Origin of the sequence: Pseudomonas sp. UME65, from assembly GCF_014170225.1 — a bacterium.
Taxonomy (GTDB): Bacteria; Pseudomonadota; Gammaproteobacteria; order Pseudomonadales; family Pseudomonadaceae; genus Aquipseudomonas; species Aquipseudomonas protegens.
Window position 1 is genome coordinate 20,785 of record NZ_LZZQ01000018.1, and the last position, 15,636, is coordinate 36,420.

Genomic DNA, 15,636 nt, shown 5'->3' on the forward strand with positions numbered 1-15,636 from the left:
CCCAGGAGCCGGCCACACCGGCTCCTGTCCGGGCCCCGGCCCTTCCCCACTTGAACCTTCCCGGCACTTGTGCGCACCCTTATGACTTGTCGCAAAACAAGAATAAGGAACCGTCATGTTCGATATCAGCACTTTTCCGAAAGCCGATGCCGTCCGCCGGGCGGCACAAATGAGCCAGGACGACTACCACCACCTCTACCGCCAGTCCATTGAGCAACCGGACCAGTTCTGGGCCGAGCAGGCCAGGCGCTTCCTGCACTGGAGCAGCCCCTGGGACAGCGTCCACAGCCACGACATGCGCACCGGCGAGGCCAACTGGTTTCGCGGTGGCCAACTCAACGTCAGCTACAACTGCATCGACCGTCATCTGGAAAAACGCGGCAATCAGGCGGCAATCATCTGGGAAGGTGACAACCCGGCAGACTCCCAGCGCATCACCTACCAGGAACTCCACGACCGGGTCTGCCGCCTGGCCAACGTGCTGAAAAGCCGTGGCGTGAAGAAGGGCGACCGGGTGTGCATCTACATGCCGATGATTCCCGAAGTGGCCTACGCCATGCTCGCCTGCACCCGGATCGGCGCGGTGCATTCGGTGGTGTTCGGCGGTTTTTCGCCGGAGGCCCTGCGCGACCGCATTCTCAACGCCGACTGCCGCACCGTGATCACCGCCGATGAAGGCGTGCGCGGCGGCAAACTGATTCCGCTGAAGAGCAACGTCGACAAGGCCCTGCTCAGTTGCCCGGATGTCAGCAGCGTGCTGGTGGTCGAACGCACCCGCAACCCGGTGAACTGGGTGCCAGATCGCGACATTTCCTATGAACAGGCCGTGGCTGGCGCCAGCAACCAATGCGCCCCCGAGCCGATGGACGCCGAAGACCCGCTGTTCATCCTCTACACCTCCGGCAGCACCGGCAAACCCAAGGGCGTGCTGCACACCACCGGCGGCTACCTGCTACAGGCCGCCATGACCTTCAAGTACGTGCTGGACTACCGCGACGGCGAAGTCTTCTGGTGCACCGCCGACGTCGGCTGGGTCACCGGCCACAGCTACATCCTCTACGGCCCCCTGGCCAACGGCGCGACCACGCTGATCTTCGAAGGCGTGCCCAACTACCCCAGCACCTCGCGTTTCTGGGAGGTGGTGGACAAGCATCAGGTGAACATCTTCTACACCGCGCCCACCGCTCTGCGTGCCCTGATGCGCGAAGGCAGCGCCCCGCTACAGAACACCTCCCGCGCCAGCCTGCGCTTGCTCGGCAGCGTCGGCGAGCCGATCAACCCGGAAGCCTGGGAGTGGTATTTCAACGTGGTCGGCGAACAACGCTGCCCGATTGTAGATACCTGGTGGCAGACCGAAACCGGCGGCATCATGCTCAGCCCCCTGGTCAGCGCCCGGCAGATCAAGCCCGGATGCGCCTCGACCCCGATGTTCGGCGTACAACCGGTGCTGCTGGACGACCAGGGCAAGGAAATCCATGGGGCAGGCAGCGGCATCCTGGCAATCAAGGCCAGTTGGCCGGCGCAGATCCGTAGCGTCTATGGCGATCCCAAGCGCATGGTCGAAACCTATTTCGCTCCCTACCCCGGCTATTACTTCACCGGTGATGGTGCCCGGCGCGACGAGGATGGCAGCTACTGGATCACCGGGCGCATCGACGACGTGATCAACGTTTCCGGGCACCGCATCGGCACCGCCGAAGTGGAAAGCGCCCTGGTGCTGCACGACAGCATCGCCGAAGCGGCGGTGGTCGGTTACCCCCATGATCTCAAGGGCCAGGGAATCTATGCCTTCGTCACACCGATGCAGGGCGTCGAGCCCGACGAGGCACTGAAGAAGGAACTGCTGGCCCTGGTCAGCCGCGAGATCGGCAGTTTCGCCAAGCCGGAGCTGATCCAGTGGGCTCCGGCCCTGCCGAAAACTCGCTCGGGCAAGATCATGCGGCGTATCCTGCGCAAGATCGCCTGCAACGAACTGGATACCCTGGGTGACACTTCGACCCTGGCGGACCCCAGCGTGGTGGACGGCCTGATCGACAAACGCCTGAACGTTTGAAACCGGCGCGGCATCCGCCGCGCTTCTTTTTTAAATAGCCACACCGAGCTGTCATGGAATTCATTCGCAGCCGCATCGAAAGCCAGGTCATGAGCCTGTCCGGCCTGTCTCTGGGCCAACTCGACCTGGAACATCCCAAAGGTGACCCCGGCCTGTTCGGGCCGGGGTCCGTCAGTTGGCAGGTGCACGCCGACTTCAGCAGCATGCTGATCGGCGGCATCAGCGCCCTGTTGATGCAGGCCCTGCATCCTCTGGCCTTGGCCGGCGTCTGGGATCACTCGAACTTTCGCCAGGACATGATCGGCCGGCTGCGCCGCACCGGGCAGTTCATCTCCGGCACCACCTTCGGCTCCCGCCAGGACGCCGAATGGCTGATCGACAAGGTACGCAGCATTCACTTGCACATAGTCGGCACCGCCCCAGATGGCCGCCCCTATGCCGCCAGCGACCCCGATCTGCTGACCTGGGTTCACGTGGCTGAGGTCAGCAGCTTTCTTGCCGCGCACTTGCGTTACCTCAACCCTCATCTTTCCGGGGCTGACCAGGATCGCTACTACGAAGAGATCGCCCTGATCGCCGAACGCCTGGGAGCCCGGGACGTGCCGCGCTCGCGACGCGCCGTGGCCGACTACCTGCAGGCCATGCGCCCCCAACTGCTCTGCGACCAGCGCAGCCGGGAGGTCCTGCGCCTGCTGCTGGCTGCCCCAGCCCCCAGCCGCCTGGCCAAACCCTTCGGTTCGTTGATGATGCAGGCCGGCATCGACCTGCTGCCGGACTGGGCCAGCGCCATGCTCGAGGTCAATCAGAACCCGCTGCAACGCCAACTGATTCGTGCCAGCGTCAAGCGCAGCACGCCGATGCTGCGCTGGGCGGTACGGGACAGTTCCGTGCACCGGGCGAAACGACGCATGGGCCTGTAAAAACCGACCGTTCAAGCACAACCCGACCGGCCGGTTCGCGATTGGCCGGCTCCCGGGGTTGTGTGCAACCATGATTTCGCCAATTTCCAGTGCCTGTGCCGCCCGGCCAACACCCGCACCACGCCACAGGTCCCCGCCACCGAACACAAGGACCCGATCATGCAAGACGTCGTAATCGTTGCCGCCACCCGCACCGCCGTGGGCAGTTTCCAGGGCTCCCTGGCGAACATTCCCGCCGTTGACCTGGGCGCCGCGGTCATCCGCCAATTGCTGGCCCAGACCGGCATCGACCCGGCCCAGGTCGACGAAGTGCTCATGGGCCAGGTGCTCACCGCCGGCGCCGGGCAGAACCCCGCCCGCCAGGCCGCGATCAAGGCCGGCCTGCCCCACGCGGTACCCGCCATGACCCTGAACAAGGTCTGCGGCTCCGGCCTCAAGGCCCTGCACCTGGGCGCCCAGGCCATCCGCTGCGGCGATGCCGAGGTGATCATCGCCGGCGGCCAGGAAAACATGAGCCTGTCCAACTACGTGCTGCCCGGCGCCCGCACCGGCCTGCGCATGGGCCACAGCCAGATGGTCGACTCCATGATCAGCGACGGCCTGTGGGACGCCTTCAACGACTACCACATGGGCATCACCGCCGAGAACCTGGTGGAGAAATACGGCATCAGCCGTGAAGCCCAGGACGCCTTCGCCGCCGCTTCCCAACAGAAAGCCGCAGCGGCCATCGAGGCCGGGCGCTTTGTCGACGAGATCACCCCGATCCAGATTCCCCAGCGCAAGGGCGAGCCGCTGACCTTCGCCACCGACGAGCAGCCACGCCCCGGCACCACCGCCGAAGCCCTGGCCAAGCTCAAGCCCGCGTTCAAGAAAGACGGCAGCGTCACCGCCGGCAACGCCTCGGCGCTGAACGACGGCGCCGCTGCGGTGATGCTGATGAGCGCCAGCAAGGCCCGGGCCCTGGGCCTGCCGGTGCTGGCAAAAATTGCTGCCTACGCCAACGCCGGCGTCGACCCGGCGATCATGGGCATCGGCCCGGTCTCGGCCACCCGCCGCTGCCTGGACAAGGCCGGCTGGACCCTGGACCAGCTGGACCTGATCGAAGCCAACGAAGCCTTCGCCGCGCAGTCGCTGTCGGTGGCCCAGGAACTGGAATGGGACGCCAGCAAGGTCAACGTCAACGGCGGTGCGATCGCCATCGGCCACCCGATTGGTGCATCGGGCTGCCGGGTGCTGGTGACCCTGCTGCATGAAATGATCAAGCGTGATGCCAAAAAGGGCCTGGCGACCCTGTGCATCGGCGGCGGCCAGGGCGTGGCCCTGGCGATCGAGCGCTAACCTCCGCGCAAAACCGCCCTCCTTGTAGGAGCTGGCTTGCCAGCGAAGGTGCCCGTGAGAGCGCTTTCGCCAGCAAGCTGGCTCCTACGGGGAAGACGTGCGCATGATCGTCTTTGCCAGCAAGCTGGCTCCTACAACGGACGGGACGCTGGTAAACTGCCGCGCCTCACTCCTCAGCTCCAAGGCGCTCCGCATGTCCTCCTTGAATCAGGCGCTGCGCGCCGCTCTCGATCACCGCCAGGACCTGCTCGCCGAGCTGCATCAGCAAGGCACCGACTGCTATCGCCTGTTCCACGGCAGCCAGGAGGGTGCCGGCGGCCTGACCATCGACCGCTATGGCCCGCAATTGCTGGTACAGAGCTTTCACCAGACGCTGGAACGCGACGCCCTGCTGCAACTGCACGACAGCATCAATCAGCATCTGAACCTGTCGACCCTGCTGGTCTACAACGACCGCTCCCGGGGCAACTCGCGGATCGACCGCGAAGACTCGGTGTACCGCGCCGAAGAGGCTGCCCTGGAGGACCTGGTTGGCCACGAATGGGGCCTGAATTACCGCGTGCGTGGACGCCACGCCGGGCAGGACCCGCTATTGTTTCTCGACCTGCGCAACGCCCGTGGCTGGGTCAAGCAACACAGCGCGGGTAAAAGCGTGCTCAACCTCTTCGCCTACACCTGTGGCGTAGGCCTCAGCGCCGCAGCTGGCGGCGCGCGCGAGGTGTGCAACCTGGACTTCGCCGAGGGCAACCTGGCCGTCGGACGGGAGAACGGCCAGCTCAACCCGCAACTGCCACAGATGCAGTTCGTACAGTCGGACTATTTCCCGGCCATTCGCCAACTGGCGGGCCTGCCCATCAGCCAGCGCCGCGGGCAGAAACTGCCCAGCTATCCGCGCCTTGAACAGCGCCAGTACGACCTGGTACTGCTGGACCCGCCAGCCTGGGCCAAAAGCGCCTTCGGTACGGTCGACCTGCTGCGTGATTACCAGAGCCTGCTCAAGCCGGCACTGCTGGCCACCGCCGAAGACGGCGTGCTGATCTGCTGCAACAACCTGGCCAAGGTCTCGATGCCGGACTGGCGTGAACAAGTATTGCGCTGCGCCGAGAAGGCCGGGCGTCCGGTTCGCGACTGCCAGGTCCTGGTACCCGCCGCGGACTTCCCCTCCCAAGACGGGCAACCCCCACTGAAAACCTTGATCCTGCAACTTTGACCAAGGGCAGGAAATCTGAACAATCCTGAAGACTGGAGTGGTTTCGGAACCGTAAACGCGTGCCATACTCCAAGGCACTTCCGATTCAGATAGATGAAGCCTCGCATGACCAAAGGATTGATTCGCGCTCTTTGCGCCTTGTTGACCGCTCTCGCCCTTTACAGTCTGCTGGGCTTTCTGATTCTGCCGGGCATTGCCTTGCGGGTGGCCAACCAGCAATTGGCCAACTACGCCACCACCCCAGCCCATATCCAGCGCATCGAGCTCAACCCCTTCAGCCTGGAGCTGACCCTCTGGGGCCTGAGCATCGGTGAACCGGGCAAGGAGCAGATCGCCTTCGATCGCCTCTACGCCAATCTGCAATTGGACAGCCTGTGGAAACGCGCGCTGCACCTGGCGGATGTCGAGCTGGACCAGCCCAAGACCGAAATCCTCTTCGACAAGGAAGGCAAGCTCAATCTCCTGGCCCTGTTCAAGCTGCCGGCCAGCGAACCGACCCCAAGCGACCCCAACGCCAAACCCTTCCCGGTACGCATCGAACGCATCAAGCTGGCCGGCGGCTACCTGCATTTCAAGGATCTGCGCCCCAGCGAACCCATCGAATTCCTCTACAACAAGCTCGATTTTGAGTTGAAGAACCTCAGTACCCTGCCGGACGACAGCGCCGACATGACGCTGGTCGCCACCGGCCCCGAGGGCGGGCAGATCGACTGGAGCGGCAACTTCAGCGTGACGCCGCTGACCTCCGAAGGCACCTTGAAAGTCACCGACGGCAAGATGAAAGCCTGGTGGCCCTATGTGCGCGATGCGGTGCCGCTGGTGCTGGAAGACGGCGTGGTCAACCTCAGTACCCACTACAAATTCAGCCTGACCAAGGAAACCGAGCTGCTGCTGGACAACACCTCCATCAGCGTCGCGCCCTTTGCCATCAAGGCCCCGGACGGTCGCCCACTGGCGCGCCTGGAGCGCCTGGACGTCAGCGAAACCACAGTCGACCTGGCCAAGCAGCACGTGATTGTCGGCAAGGTCCGCAGCCAAAAGCTCGAAACCTGGGCCGCCCTTGAAGCCGATGGCCAGTTGGACTGGCAAAAGCTCTTCGCCAGTCAGCCGGCCAAACCGGCGCCAAAACCCGAGCCGGCCGCCGCCGACGCCCCCAAGGAACCAGCAGTACCAGGTAAACCCTGGCAGGTGCTGCTCAAGGACGTGCAACTGCGCAACTACCAGGTGCACCTGGCCGATCGCAAGGCCAAGCCCGCCGTAGCCCTGGAGCTGGGGCCGCTGAACCTGGACCTGCAGAACTTCGACAGCCTCAACCAGTCGCCCTTCACCCTCAAGCTCGATACCGGCCTGGGCAAACAAGGCAAGGTCAACGCCACCGGCGAGGTCAACCTCAACCCCGTCAGCGCCAAACTCAAGGTGCAGACCCGGGACATCGACCTGCGCGTCGCCCAGTCCTATATCAGCCCGTTCATCCGCCTGGAACTGCGCAGCGGCATGCTCGGCAGTGACCTGGCAGTGGACCTGAAGAAAGTCGAACCCCTGACTTTCAGCGTCACCGGCCGGGCCAATGTGGACCAGTTGCACACCCTGGACACCCTCAAGACCCGCGACTTCGTGAAATGGAAACAAGTGGTGGTCGAAGGCCTGAACTATCAGCACGGTGACAGCCTGACCATCAGCCGGGTCAACCTGATGCAGCCCTATGCACGCTTCATCATCAACGATGACCGCACCACCAATATCGACGACCTGCTGATTCCACAACCACCCAGCAGTGGTGGCAAATCCTCGACGAAGGCCGAGCCCAGCTCAAGCAAGCCCCTGGGCATCCACATCGGTGAAATCGCCATCAACGACGGTTCGGCGAACTTCGCCGACCTGAGCCTGACGCCGAACTTCGCTACCGCCATCCAGCAGCTCAACGGCCATGTCGGCACCATCGACAGCCGCCAGGCCAAGCCGGCAGACGTGGACGTCAAGGGCAAGGTCGACCGCTATGCGCCGGTGACCATCAAGGGCAGCGTCAACCCGTTCGATCCGATGGCCGCCCTGGATATCGCCACCAGCTTCAAACGAGTGGAACTGACCACCCTGACCCCCTACTCCGGGAAATTCGCCGGTTTCCGCATCCGCAAGGGCCGGCTCAACCTCGACCTGCACTACATGATCACCAAGGGCCAGCTCAAGGCCGAGAACAAACTGGTGGTCGAGCAGTTGCAACTGGGGGAAAAGGTCGACAGCCCGGACGCCGTGGATCTGCCGATCCGCCTGGCAGTGGCCTTGCTGAAAGACACGGACGGCAAGATCTCCATCGAGCTACCTATCTCCGGTGATTTGAACAACCCGCAGTTCAGCGTGATGCCGATTGTCTGGCAGACCCTGCGCAATCTGGTGCTGCGCGCCGCCCAGGCACCCTTCAAGTTCATTGGCGGGCTGGTCAGCGGTGGTGGCTCGGAAGACCTGAGCAACGTGTCCTTCGCTCCAGGCTCCAGCGACCTGAGCAAGGAATCCGAGTCGGCCCTGACCACCCTGGCCAAGGCGCTCAAGGAGCGTCCGACCCTGCGCCTGGAAATCGAAGGTACCAGCGCCCAGAGCAGTGACGGCCCGCTGATCGCCGAGCAGCGGCTGGAGCGCGAATACCAATACAACTACTACAAGATCCTCCAGCGCCGCGGTGACAAGGTCCCCGCCCAGGCGTCCCTGCTGCAGGTTCCCGAGGGCGAAAAGGCCCCTCTGCTGGAAGGCATCTACCGCACCCGCCTGAAACAGCAGCCGCCGGCGGAATGGACCCAGCTCAGCCGCGACGAACGCAGCGCCAAGCTGCGTGAAGGTCTGATCAAGTTCTGGAGCAGCAGTGACGTGCTGTTGCGACAACTGGGTCAGGAGCGCGCCAGCAGCATCAAGGACTTCCTGGTGGACAAGGGCCAACTGGCCGACGACCGGGTCTATTTCATCGATGCCAACCTGGGCCAGGCCGAAAGCGATGGCCGGGTCGTCACCCCGCTGCACCTGGACAGTGAATAAACCTCTCGCGCCGGGCTCCACCCAGCCCGGCCGGTCTCTCCTGCAGCGCCTGCCTGGCGCCCACAATAGAACAGGCCCCGACACTCAGTGCCGGGGCCTGTAATGATCACGTCCTTGTGATCTTCCGCATGAACCCTTTTGAGAAGCGGCAGACGTATCACTCGGCTCGTCTACCGCACCCTCTCCCTGTCCAGGCGAGAAGCGTGAGTGTTACTCGGCTTTCAGGCCGTCAGCGGAAACTGCCTTGACGCCTTTGATTTTCTTGGTGATGGCCACGGCGGTAGCTTTCTGAGCCTCGGTTACCGCAACAGTGGACGACAGCGAAACAACGCCCTTGTTGGTTTCAACCTTGATGTCGGTGCCAGGAATGCCTTTCTCGGTTACCAGATCGCTTTTCACTTTGGTGGTGATCCAGGTATCGGAGGTGGCCTCTTTGGCCTTGGTCACTTCACCGGCAGCCACCACCATGGGCGACTGGGTGTTTTGAGTGGTCTGCGCAAATGCTGCGTTAGCCATGGTCAGGGTCAGAGCGGTAGCAGTTGCGGCAGCGATAGCGAACTTCTTCATACGAGTAACTCCTGTTCTTTAAGAAAGCCTGCGCCGTGTCCTGGCAACAGGGTTATGAGGGATGTTGCAGGTGCTGTGCCAAGTCTGGGAGCCTATAAATATTCATAAAAATCAATGAGTTATAAAATCACAAATAATTCGGCATCATGCAAAATGCATGACTGCCCGCCAATCTGCATGCAAGTTGCGGCTTTTTCAGCGCGGCCTAGCCAATCGTGAAAAGCCTCCTCAAGCCCCCTCCGCACCACAGCCTTTGGGCGCATAGTCGGCCTCCACAGTGGTGGTGCATGTCCATCCTGAAGTCGCCGAACGGGTCAGGGTCAGGGTCTTGTTCAGCACCGGCCCCGGCGCATTGAGCAGGGTGCAGCCAATGCTGCCTTCACCGGTGGCCGCCGTCCCGCCGGCACTCATCCGGCAGTTGGCGGTCTGGGCCGTGCCCCCGGCCAGGGCCAGGGTCGGATCGGTCCCCTGGTTCAGCAGATCCTCGACGTTGACCTTCAGGGCCGACGCCTCGGCCAGGGCGGCAATCACCTTGGCCCGCGCCTGGTACTTGGCATACATCGGCATCGCCACGGTGGCGAGGATGCCGATGATGGCTACCACCACCAGCAATTCGATCAGGGTAAAACCGGATTGATGTTTCATGGGTTGCCTCCTGGCATGGACGAATGTTGCATGAGCACAAAGGCGTGAAGCACAGCCTGTGCCAGGGGATAACCCACGGATTACGTGGCCTGCAGGCGCGATAGCCCATGGCCTTGAGCGCAAGGAGTCGCACAAACTGACAAATTTCGTCAGCCCCTGCCCCTCTCGGGCAGCGCCTCGCCAGCTAGGCTTGGACAGGTGCATGGCGGCCCGACAGTCGGCTCGCGCCCCCACCAAGGAACGTCCGGGGGTCAGGGTGATCTATCACCCGTTCGAACACAGCAGGGCGCGTGCGCCTCCCTATCCACCCTTGCACCAAGGATCGAACCATGGCGGTAAAAGCACCCGCGACCAGTGTCTATCTCTGGCACGGCACCGACAGCCAGGGCCGCCCCCTCACCGGAGAACTCAGCGCCGCGACCCCGGCCCTGATCAGGGCGCAATTGCGCAGACAGGGCATCACCCCAACCCGAGTCCGACGCAAACCCAAGGGCTGGCTGCGCCTGCATCAGCGAGTAGGGGCACGGGACATTGCCCTGCTCACCCGGCAGTTGGCCACGCTGATGCAGGCCGGGGTGCCGCTGCTGCAATCCTTCGACATCATTGCCGAAAGTTTCGAGCATCCGCAGATGCGCCAACTGCTGGCCAGCCTCAAGCGCGACATCGAGGCCGGCTCCAGCCTGGCCGCGGCATTGCGCAGACAACCGCGCCACTTCGACCCGCTGTACTGCAACCTGGTGGACGCCGGCGAACAGGCCGGCGCCCTGGATACCCTGCTGGAGAGAGTCGCCACCTACAAGGAAAAGAGCGAGAACCTGAAGGCGCGGCTGAAGAAGGCCATGGTCTATCCCTTGGCGGTGATCGGCGTGGCGGTCGTGGTCAGCAGCATCCTGCTGCTCAAGGTGGTCCCCCAGTTCCAGAGCCTGTTCGCCGGTTTCAATGCCGAGCTGCCACTGCTCACCCAGTGGGTCATCGCTCTGTCACATTTCATCCAGCAGCAGGGGGCGCTGCTGCTGGCTGCCGGTGTGCTGGGCGGGCTCGCAGCGCGCCTGGCCTATCGGCGTTCCCCGAGCTTGCGTGACCGCCTGGATGTCGGCCTTTTGCACATGCCCCTGGCCGGGCCACTGCTGCACAAATCCGCGGTGGCCCGCTACGCACGGACCCTGGCCACCACCTTCGCCGCCGGCGTTCCCCTGGTGCAGGCCCTGGATTCAGTGGCCGGAGCCAGCGGCAACCCTGTCTTCACGCGAGCGGTGCAACGGATCCGCCAGCAGGTCGCCGCCGGGATGCAATTGAACTTTGCCATGCGCGCCAGCGGCGTCTTCCCGACCATGGCGATCCAGATGACCGCCATCGGCGAAGAGTCCGGAACCCTGGATCATCTGCTGGAAAAAGTCGCGATCCATTACGAGGTCGAGGTGGACAACCTGGTGGACAGCCTGACCAGCCTCATGGAGCCGTTGATCATGGTGGTCCTGGGGGGTATCGTCGGCGCCCTGGTGGTTGCCATGTACCTGCCTATCTTCCAACTCGGTACAGCGATCTGAACATGCCCCTGACTGACGCCCTCACTCTCTACCCCATGGCCTTCGTGGCTGCGGCCCTGGTATTGGGCCTGATCGTCGGCAGCTTTCTCAACGTGCTGGTGTGGCGCCTGCCGAAAATGCTCGAACGCGACTGGCGAGCCCAGGCCCGCGACGTACTGGGGCTGGAGCCGGAACCTGTGGCTGCGCCCTACAACCTGATGCTGCCGCACTCCCAGTGCCCGCACTGTGCGCAGCCGATCCGCCCCTGGGAAAACATTCCGCTGCTCAGTTACCTGTGGCTGCGTGGCCGCTGCGCCCACTGCAATAGCTCCATCAGCCCGCGCTACCCGTTGACCGAACTGGCCTGCGGGCTGATCTCGGGTTTTATCGCCTGGCACTTCGGCTTCGGCTGGGCGGCCGGGCTGATGCTGATCCTCAGTTGGGGGCTGCTGGCAATGAGCCTGATCGACGCCGATCACCAGCTGCTGCCGGATGTGCTGGTGCTGCCACTATTGTGGCTAGGGCTGATCGCCAACAGCTTCGGCCTGCTGATCAGCCTGGAGGATGCGCTGTGGGGGACGGTGATCGGCTACCTGTTCTTGTGGTCGGTGTTCTGGCTGTTCAAGCTGCTGACCGGCAAGGAGGGCATGGGCCACGGTGATTTCAAGCTGCTGGCCCTGTTCGGGGCCTGGGGCGGCTGGCAGATCCTGCCGCTGACCCTGCTGCTGTCATCCCTGTTGGGGGCGATTCTCGGCACGATCCTGCTGCGCCTGCGCCGGGAAAAGACTTCTACGCCAATCCCCTTTGGACCCTTTCTGGCCATTGCCGGCTGGATTGCCTTGCTCTGGGGTGGTCAAATAACCGACTTCTATCTGCAGTTTGTCGGTTTCCAATGACTCGCTCCATAAACACACCCTGGACCCTCGGCCTGACCGGCGGCATCGGCAGCGGCAAAAGTGCCGCCGCCCAGCACTTCATCGACCTGGGAGTGCATGTGATCGATGCCGATCATGCCGCCCGCTGGGTGGTGGAGCCCGGCCGCCCGGCCCTGGAACAGATTGCCCGGCACTTTGGCCAAGGCGTGCTGCAGGCCGACGGCCAACTGGATCGCGCGGCTCTGCGCAAGCTGATCTTCGAGGTGCCCGAACAGCGTCGCTGGCTGGAAGCCCTGCTGCACCCGCTGATCGCCGAGGAAATTGTCAGCCACCTGGCCCGCGCCGAATCGCCCTACGCAATCCTGGTGTCGCCGCTGCTGATCGAATCCGGCCAGTCGCGGATGACCCAGCGGATTCTGGTGATCGACGTGCCCCAGCAACTGCAGATCGAGCGTACCCTGCAGCGCGACCAGATCAGCGAACAGCAGGTCCAGGCGATTCTCCAGGCCCAGGCCAGCCGTGAGGAACGCCTGCGCCATGCCGATGACGTACTGGTCAACGACCGCGACCACGCCTGGTTGCGCAGCGAGGTCGAGCGCCTGCATCACTTTTACCTAACTTTGCGTGGAGGCCAGTCATGAGCCAACCCCTGACCGTCGAATGCCCAACCTGTGGCGCCCCTGTGGAATGGACCGCGGCCAACATCAATCGGCCCTTCTGTTCCGATCGCTGCAAGCTGATCGACCTGGGCGCCTGGGCTGCCGAGGAGCACAAGATTCCGGTGAGCCCGGATGCCGAGGACGACCTGTTCTCCGAAGAGCTGCCCCCTCGCGCTCACTGAGTGCTGACCCCGGCGCCGGTCAGGGCCGCATGAAGCTGTAGTCCTGATCGTCGTCGAGGTTCTCCGCAAGAAACTGCAGCTCGTCTGCCAGGTCCTCGATGCTGCGCACACTCTTGCTTTGCTGCACCACCGCACTGAGCAGGGCGCGCAGGCTCAACCCCGGTTCAAAACCTTCCTGCTGAGCATTGTGCAGACTGTCGCGCACTTCCTGCCGGGCCCACTGGTAGACACTCATGACCGCACTCCTGAGATTTTTGCCGAGCATGCAGCTCGGCAAAACACCGTGGATTGATATGGATCAAGGGCGCGGATCCTCGTCTTTCCAAGGAGCCGACAGGTAGCGGGTGCGGTTGAAGGTTTCCAGCCATTCCGGGCAGAACACCACCAGGGCGCTGATCACCATGCCGTTGATAAAGGCTTCCGGGAAGATGATCAGCCACAGGTAGCCGACAAAATCTTCCAGCCATTCGGGCATGGCAAAGCGTTCGTCGAACCACAGCAGGCCCAGGCCGCAGAGCAGGCATAACAATGCCGAGAGTGCCGCGGCAAAGAACCCCGAGCAGAAGATATAGACGAAGGGATTGCGCGGCTGGGCCCGTTCCACGAGCCAGGCGCAGGCCTCGGTGACCGCCACCGGCAGCAGGATCAGCAAGGCTCCATTGACCCCCAGCGCCGCCAGGTCCTGCCGGCCCAGGGCCAGCAGGCCCAACTGTGCGATCAAGCCGCCAACTATCGCCAGCGGCCAGTCCAGCAGCAGGGTTACTGCGGTCATGCCGATGAAGTGGTAGGAGACCCCGGTGTCGAAATCCCGGCGCACCAGCCACAGCAGAAACAAGGCGAACACCGTGCCAAACAGCAAGTGCTGGCGCCGGCTGTCGGTAAACAGCTCGACCCAGGGTGCCCGCAGTACCGCCCAGATCAGTACCGGCACATACAGCAGCCAGCCGCCAATCAGGCTTTGCGGCGACAGCAGCGCCGCGCTGATCATGGCTGGGCCCGCTCCAGCGCCGCAGCCAATTGCGCGGCCGTGGCGAACGCCTGCCGGGCGACCAGTTGCCCATCCTGCAGTTGCAGCCACAGCACCTGATCCTCGGCGGCGGGATAGCGTGGTGCCACGCGCCCATCGCGATCGAGCATCACTCGGTAGGGGTAATCCTTCATGGCCGGCACCGCAAACAGTTTGGCGATCACTGTCGGCATGCGCTGGATATCGGCGACAAACACCCCGTGGCGCTCCTGCAGGTAGCCCTTGGGTTTGTCCTTGAGCACCGCGTTCACCACTTTGGCGGCGTCCATGCTGCGTGCCACCAACAGGATCCGCGCCTGGGAATCGAGGCTGTAGGGCTGGTCGAATTGATCCAGCAGGGTCCAGGGCGCCAGGCGCTCTCCTATTTCCAGGGCCTGGGCCCACAACGGCAACAGGGCCAGCAACAGCATTGACCAGCGCTTCACTGCGCACTCCTTATCGAATGGTTGGACGGCAAACAGTCTACACCGCCCTTGGGCAGGCTCCAGCGAGGTTGCCGGCAACGCCTGCGGAGGTTTTTGCACGGCCGTGGTTTTTAAGGTCATATTTGAGCGCTAAGCTTGGGGGTATGGATGACTCAGATTTTTTGCGCCTGCTTACCATCCAGGCCGAACAAGCCAACGCGTTCCTGTCCAATGCCCGCAAATGGGAGCGTGAGCGTTGGGTCTGCCAGCGCCTGCTGCAAGGCCTGAACATTCCCTACCGCAACGACGAGTTCACCGCCGCCGGGCAAGAGCCCCCCGATGTGCTGTTTCGCGAGGCCAGCTTCGAAGTGTTCTTCGTCCTCGACGAAGGCCGCAGGCTCAACGATGAATGGCGCGACGAACTGCAGCGCCGGCGCAGCGCGTTCTCCCTGAGCCAACTGGTGCGCCGCGAAGCCAAGCCCAAGCGCATCCCGGCCAGCGAACTGTTGCTGCGCCTGGCACCGACCTTGCGCAAGAAGGCCCACAACTATCAGGAGCGCGGAATGAACCTCGGCGAGCTGGACATCATTGCCTTCGCCGCCCTGAAACGCGAAGTCCTGGACCTCAACAGCCACTTCCCGCCACCCACCGAATACCTGCGCCAGGGCTGGCGCTCGCTGTCCCTGGTGGGGCCGACGTTCGCCCGCGTGCTGTTCGCCCACCCGGATGCACCGGAGTTCCTGCGCAGCAACCTGGGCCGCAGCATCCTGTTCGACGTCGGCATCAGTTTGTAACGCCGGTCAATGCGGCCTGTGTAGCCATGGCGCAATCCGCCCGGCAATGGTAAAAAAGCACACTTGCCTGCCAACGCCGGGCCCGTGCCAGCGAGCCCTCACACGGCAGCGGCTATGCTCCGTTCATGCCGGATAACACCGCGCTGTAACATTCCTCAACGTTGCGACGTCTATCTGACGAGGTCTTTTATGAGCAGCCGCCTGAACCCCGACGACCAACGCCATGTCGAAGAATACCTGCAACTGCCCCAGCATCGAGTCGAGCGCCGGCCCTTCCGGCCGTGGATGCTCCTCGTGGTGGTGATTGCGGTGACTGTCGCCCTGGGCCTGTTGAGCCGTTTCATCAGTTACCTGACGCTATGAGCTGCTTCGCGCTCGCTCGGTTGACTGCACCGATTTCTTTTAGCCTTGC

At 63.4% G+C, this 15,636-nt stretch carries 16 protein-coding genes; 11 read left to right on the forward strand and 5 right to left on the reverse strand.

Annotated elements, in window-relative coordinates:
* Positions 1–115: 115 nt before the first annotated feature.
* The 5 genes from acs (at position 116) to A9971_RS31235 (ending at position 8,545) form a co-directional block, all read left to right on the forward strand.
* The gene (gene acs, locus A9971_RS31215) at positions 116–2,053 is read left to right on the forward strand and encodes an acetate--CoA ligase (protein WP_011063514.1); all 1,938 of its coding nucleotides are present in this window, start codon (positions 116–118) and stop codon (positions 2,051–2,053) included.
* Positions 2,054–2,106: 53 nt separating this feature from the next.
* Positions 2,107–2,973 carry an oxygenase MpaB family protein gene (locus A9971_RS31220; protein ID WP_077934787.1) on the forward strand — a complete coding sequence of 289 codons (867 nt, stop codon included), beginning with the start codon at positions 2,107–2,109 and terminating at the stop codon, positions 2,971–2,973.
* A 159-nt stretch (positions 2,974–3,132) separates the two neighbouring features.
* Positions 3,133–4,311, forward strand: a complete 1,179-nt coding sequence (locus A9971_RS31225) for an acetyl-CoA C-acetyltransferase (RefSeq protein ID WP_015637063.1) — start codon at positions 3,133–3,135, stop codon at positions 4,309–4,311.
* 193 nt (positions 4,312–4,504) lie between these two features.
* Positions 4,505–5,521: a class I SAM-dependent rRNA methyltransferase gene (locus A9971_RS31230; RefSeq protein WP_011063517.1), complete on the forward strand. Its 1,017-nt coding sequence runs from the start codon at positions 4,505–4,507 to the stop codon at positions 5,519–5,521.
* 105 nt (positions 5,522–5,626) lie between these two features.
* Complete coding sequence (locus A9971_RS31235) at positions 5,627–8,545, forward strand: DUF748 domain-containing protein (protein ID WP_011063518.1); 2,919 nt, start codon at positions 5,627–5,629, stop codon at positions 8,543–8,545.
* Positions 8,546–8,755: 210 nt separating this feature from the next.
* On the opposite strand, the gene A9971_RS31240 is transcribed toward A9971_RS31235, so the two are convergent.
* Together A9971_RS31240 and A9971_RS31245 are read right to left on the reverse strand one after the other, a co-directional pair.
* A complete protein-coding gene (locus tag A9971_RS31240) occupies positions 8,756–9,112 on the reverse strand; it encodes a BON domain-containing protein (RefSeq protein WP_011063519.1) in 357 nt (118 codons plus the stop codon).
* A gap of 228 nt (positions 9,113–9,340) precedes the next feature.
* Positions 9,341–9,757, reverse strand: a complete 417-nt coding sequence (locus A9971_RS31245; RefSeq protein ID WP_011063520.1) for a pilin — start codon at positions 9,755–9,757, stop codon at positions 9,341–9,343.
* A gap of 329 nt (positions 9,758–10,086) precedes the next feature.
* Between A9971_RS31245 and A9971_RS31250 the strand changes: the two genes are divergently transcribed.
* Genes A9971_RS31250 through yacG form a run of 4 tightly spaced genes read left to right on the forward strand, consistent with a single transcriptional unit; the run spans position 10,087 to position 12,999 of the window.
* Entirely contained in the window at positions 10,087–11,304 is a 1,218-nt protein-coding gene (locus tag A9971_RS31250; protein WP_183001031.1) for a type II secretion system F family protein, read from the forward strand.
* 2 nt (positions 11,305–11,306) lie between these two features.
* Positions 11,307–12,179, forward strand: coding sequence for an A24 family peptidase (locus A9971_RS31255; RefSeq protein WP_072445006.1), 873 nt, complete (start codon positions 11,307–11,309; stop codon positions 12,177–12,179).
* On the forward strand, positions 12,176–12,799 hold the full coding sequence (gene coaE, locus A9971_RS31260) for a dephospho-CoA kinase (RefSeq protein ID WP_125063616.1): 624 nt from the start codon (positions 12,176–12,178) through the stop codon (positions 12,797–12,799). Before A9971_RS31255 ends, coaE begins: the two co-directional genes overlap by 4 nt.
* Complete coding sequence (gene yacG / locus A9971_RS31265) at positions 12,796–12,999, forward strand: DNA gyrase inhibitor YacG (RefSeq protein WP_047289273.1); 204 nt, start codon at positions 12,796–12,798, stop codon at positions 12,997–12,999. The genes coaE and yacG overlap by 4 nt, the downstream gene beginning before the upstream one ends.
* 19 nt (positions 13,000–13,018) lie before the next feature.
* On the opposite strand, the gene A9971_RS31270 is transcribed toward yacG, so the two are convergent.
* The 3 genes from A9971_RS31270 to A9971_RS31280 form a co-directional block, all read right to left on the reverse strand.
* Complete coding sequence (locus A9971_RS31270) at positions 13,019–13,234, reverse strand: hypothetical protein (RefSeq protein WP_011063525.1); 216 nt, start codon at positions 13,232–13,234, stop codon at positions 13,019–13,021.
* A 63-nt stretch (positions 13,235–13,297) separates the two neighbouring features.
* Positions 13,298–13,987 (reverse strand): energy-coupling factor ABC transporter permease, encoded by a 690-nt coding sequence (locus A9971_RS31275; protein ID WP_047289276.1) that lies wholly within the window; start codon positions 13,985–13,987, stop codon positions 13,298–13,300.
* Positions 13,984–14,451, reverse strand: a complete 468-nt coding sequence (locus A9971_RS31280) for a hypothetical protein (protein WP_183001032.1) — start codon at positions 14,449–14,451, stop codon at positions 13,984–13,986. Before A9971_RS31280 ends, A9971_RS31275 begins: the two co-directional genes overlap by 4 nt.
* 143 nt (positions 14,452–14,594) lie before the next feature.
* Between A9971_RS31280 and A9971_RS31285 the strand changes: the two genes are divergently transcribed.
* Together A9971_RS31285 and A9971_RS31290 are read left to right on the forward strand one after the other, a co-directional pair.
* On the forward strand, positions 14,595–15,224 hold the full coding sequence (locus A9971_RS31285) for a DUF1780 domain-containing protein (RefSeq protein ID WP_011063528.1): 630 nt from the start codon (positions 14,595–14,597) through the stop codon (positions 15,222–15,224).
* A gap of 189 nt (positions 15,225–15,413) precedes the next feature.
* Positions 15,414–15,587, forward strand: coding sequence for a DUF3094 family protein (locus A9971_RS31290; RefSeq protein WP_015637073.1), 174 nt, complete (start codon positions 15,414–15,416; stop codon positions 15,585–15,587).
* Positions 15,588–15,636 lie beyond the last annotated feature (49 nt).

Coding starts and splice junctions, on each gene's coding strand:
- acs (WP_011063514.1), top strand. CDS start 116: ATGTTCGATATCAGCACTTTTCCGAAAGCCGATGCCGTCCGCCGGGCG.
- A9971_RS31220 (WP_077934787.1), top strand. CDS start 2,107: ATGGAATTCATTCGCAGCCGCATCGAAAGCCAGGTCATGAGCCTGTCC.
- A9971_RS31225 (WP_015637063.1), top strand. CDS start 3,133: ATGCAAGACGTCGTAATCGTTGCCGCCACCCGCACCGCCGTGGGCAGT.
- A9971_RS31230 (WP_011063517.1), top strand. CDS start 4,505: ATGTCCTCCTTGAATCAGGCGCTGCGCGCCGCTCTCGATCACCGCCAG.
- A9971_RS31235 (WP_011063518.1), top strand. CDS start 5,627: ATGACCAAAGGATTGATTCGCGCTCTTTGCGCCTTGTTGACCGCTCTC.
- A9971_RS31240 (WP_011063519.1), bottom strand. CDS start 9,112: ATGAAGAAGTTCGCTATCGCTGCCGCAACTGCTACCGCTCTGACCCTG.
- A9971_RS31245 (WP_011063520.1), bottom strand. CDS start 9,757: ATGAAACATCAATCCGGTTTTACCCTGATCGAATTGCTGGTGGTGGTA.
- A9971_RS31250 (WP_183001031.1), top strand. CDS start 10,087: ATGGCGGTAAAAGCACCCGCGACCAGTGTCTATCTCTGGCACGGCACC.
- A9971_RS31255 (WP_072445006.1), top strand. CDS start 11,307: ATGCCCCTGACTGACGCCCTCACTCTCTACCCCATGGCCTTCGTGGCT.
- coaE (WP_125063616.1), top strand. CDS start 12,176: ATGACTCGCTCCATAAACACACCCTGGACCCTCGGCCTGACCGGCGGC.
- yacG (WP_047289273.1), top strand. CDS start 12,796: ATGAGCCAACCCCTGACCGTCGAATGCCCAACCTGTGGCGCCCCTGTG.
- A9971_RS31270 (WP_011063525.1), bottom strand. CDS start 13,234: ATGAGTGTCTACCAGTGGGCCCGGCAGGAAGTGCGCGACAGTCTGCAC.
- A9971_RS31275 (WP_047289276.1), bottom strand. CDS start 13,987: ATGATCAGCGCGGCGCTGCTGTCGCCGCAAAGCCTGATTGGCGGCTGG.
- A9971_RS31285 (WP_011063528.1), top strand. CDS start 14,595: ATGGATGACTCAGATTTTTTGCGCCTGCTTACCATCCAGGCCGAACAA.
- A9971_RS31290 (WP_015637073.1), top strand. CDS start 15,414: ATGAGCAGCCGCCTGAACCCCGACGACCAACGCCATGTCGAAGAATAC.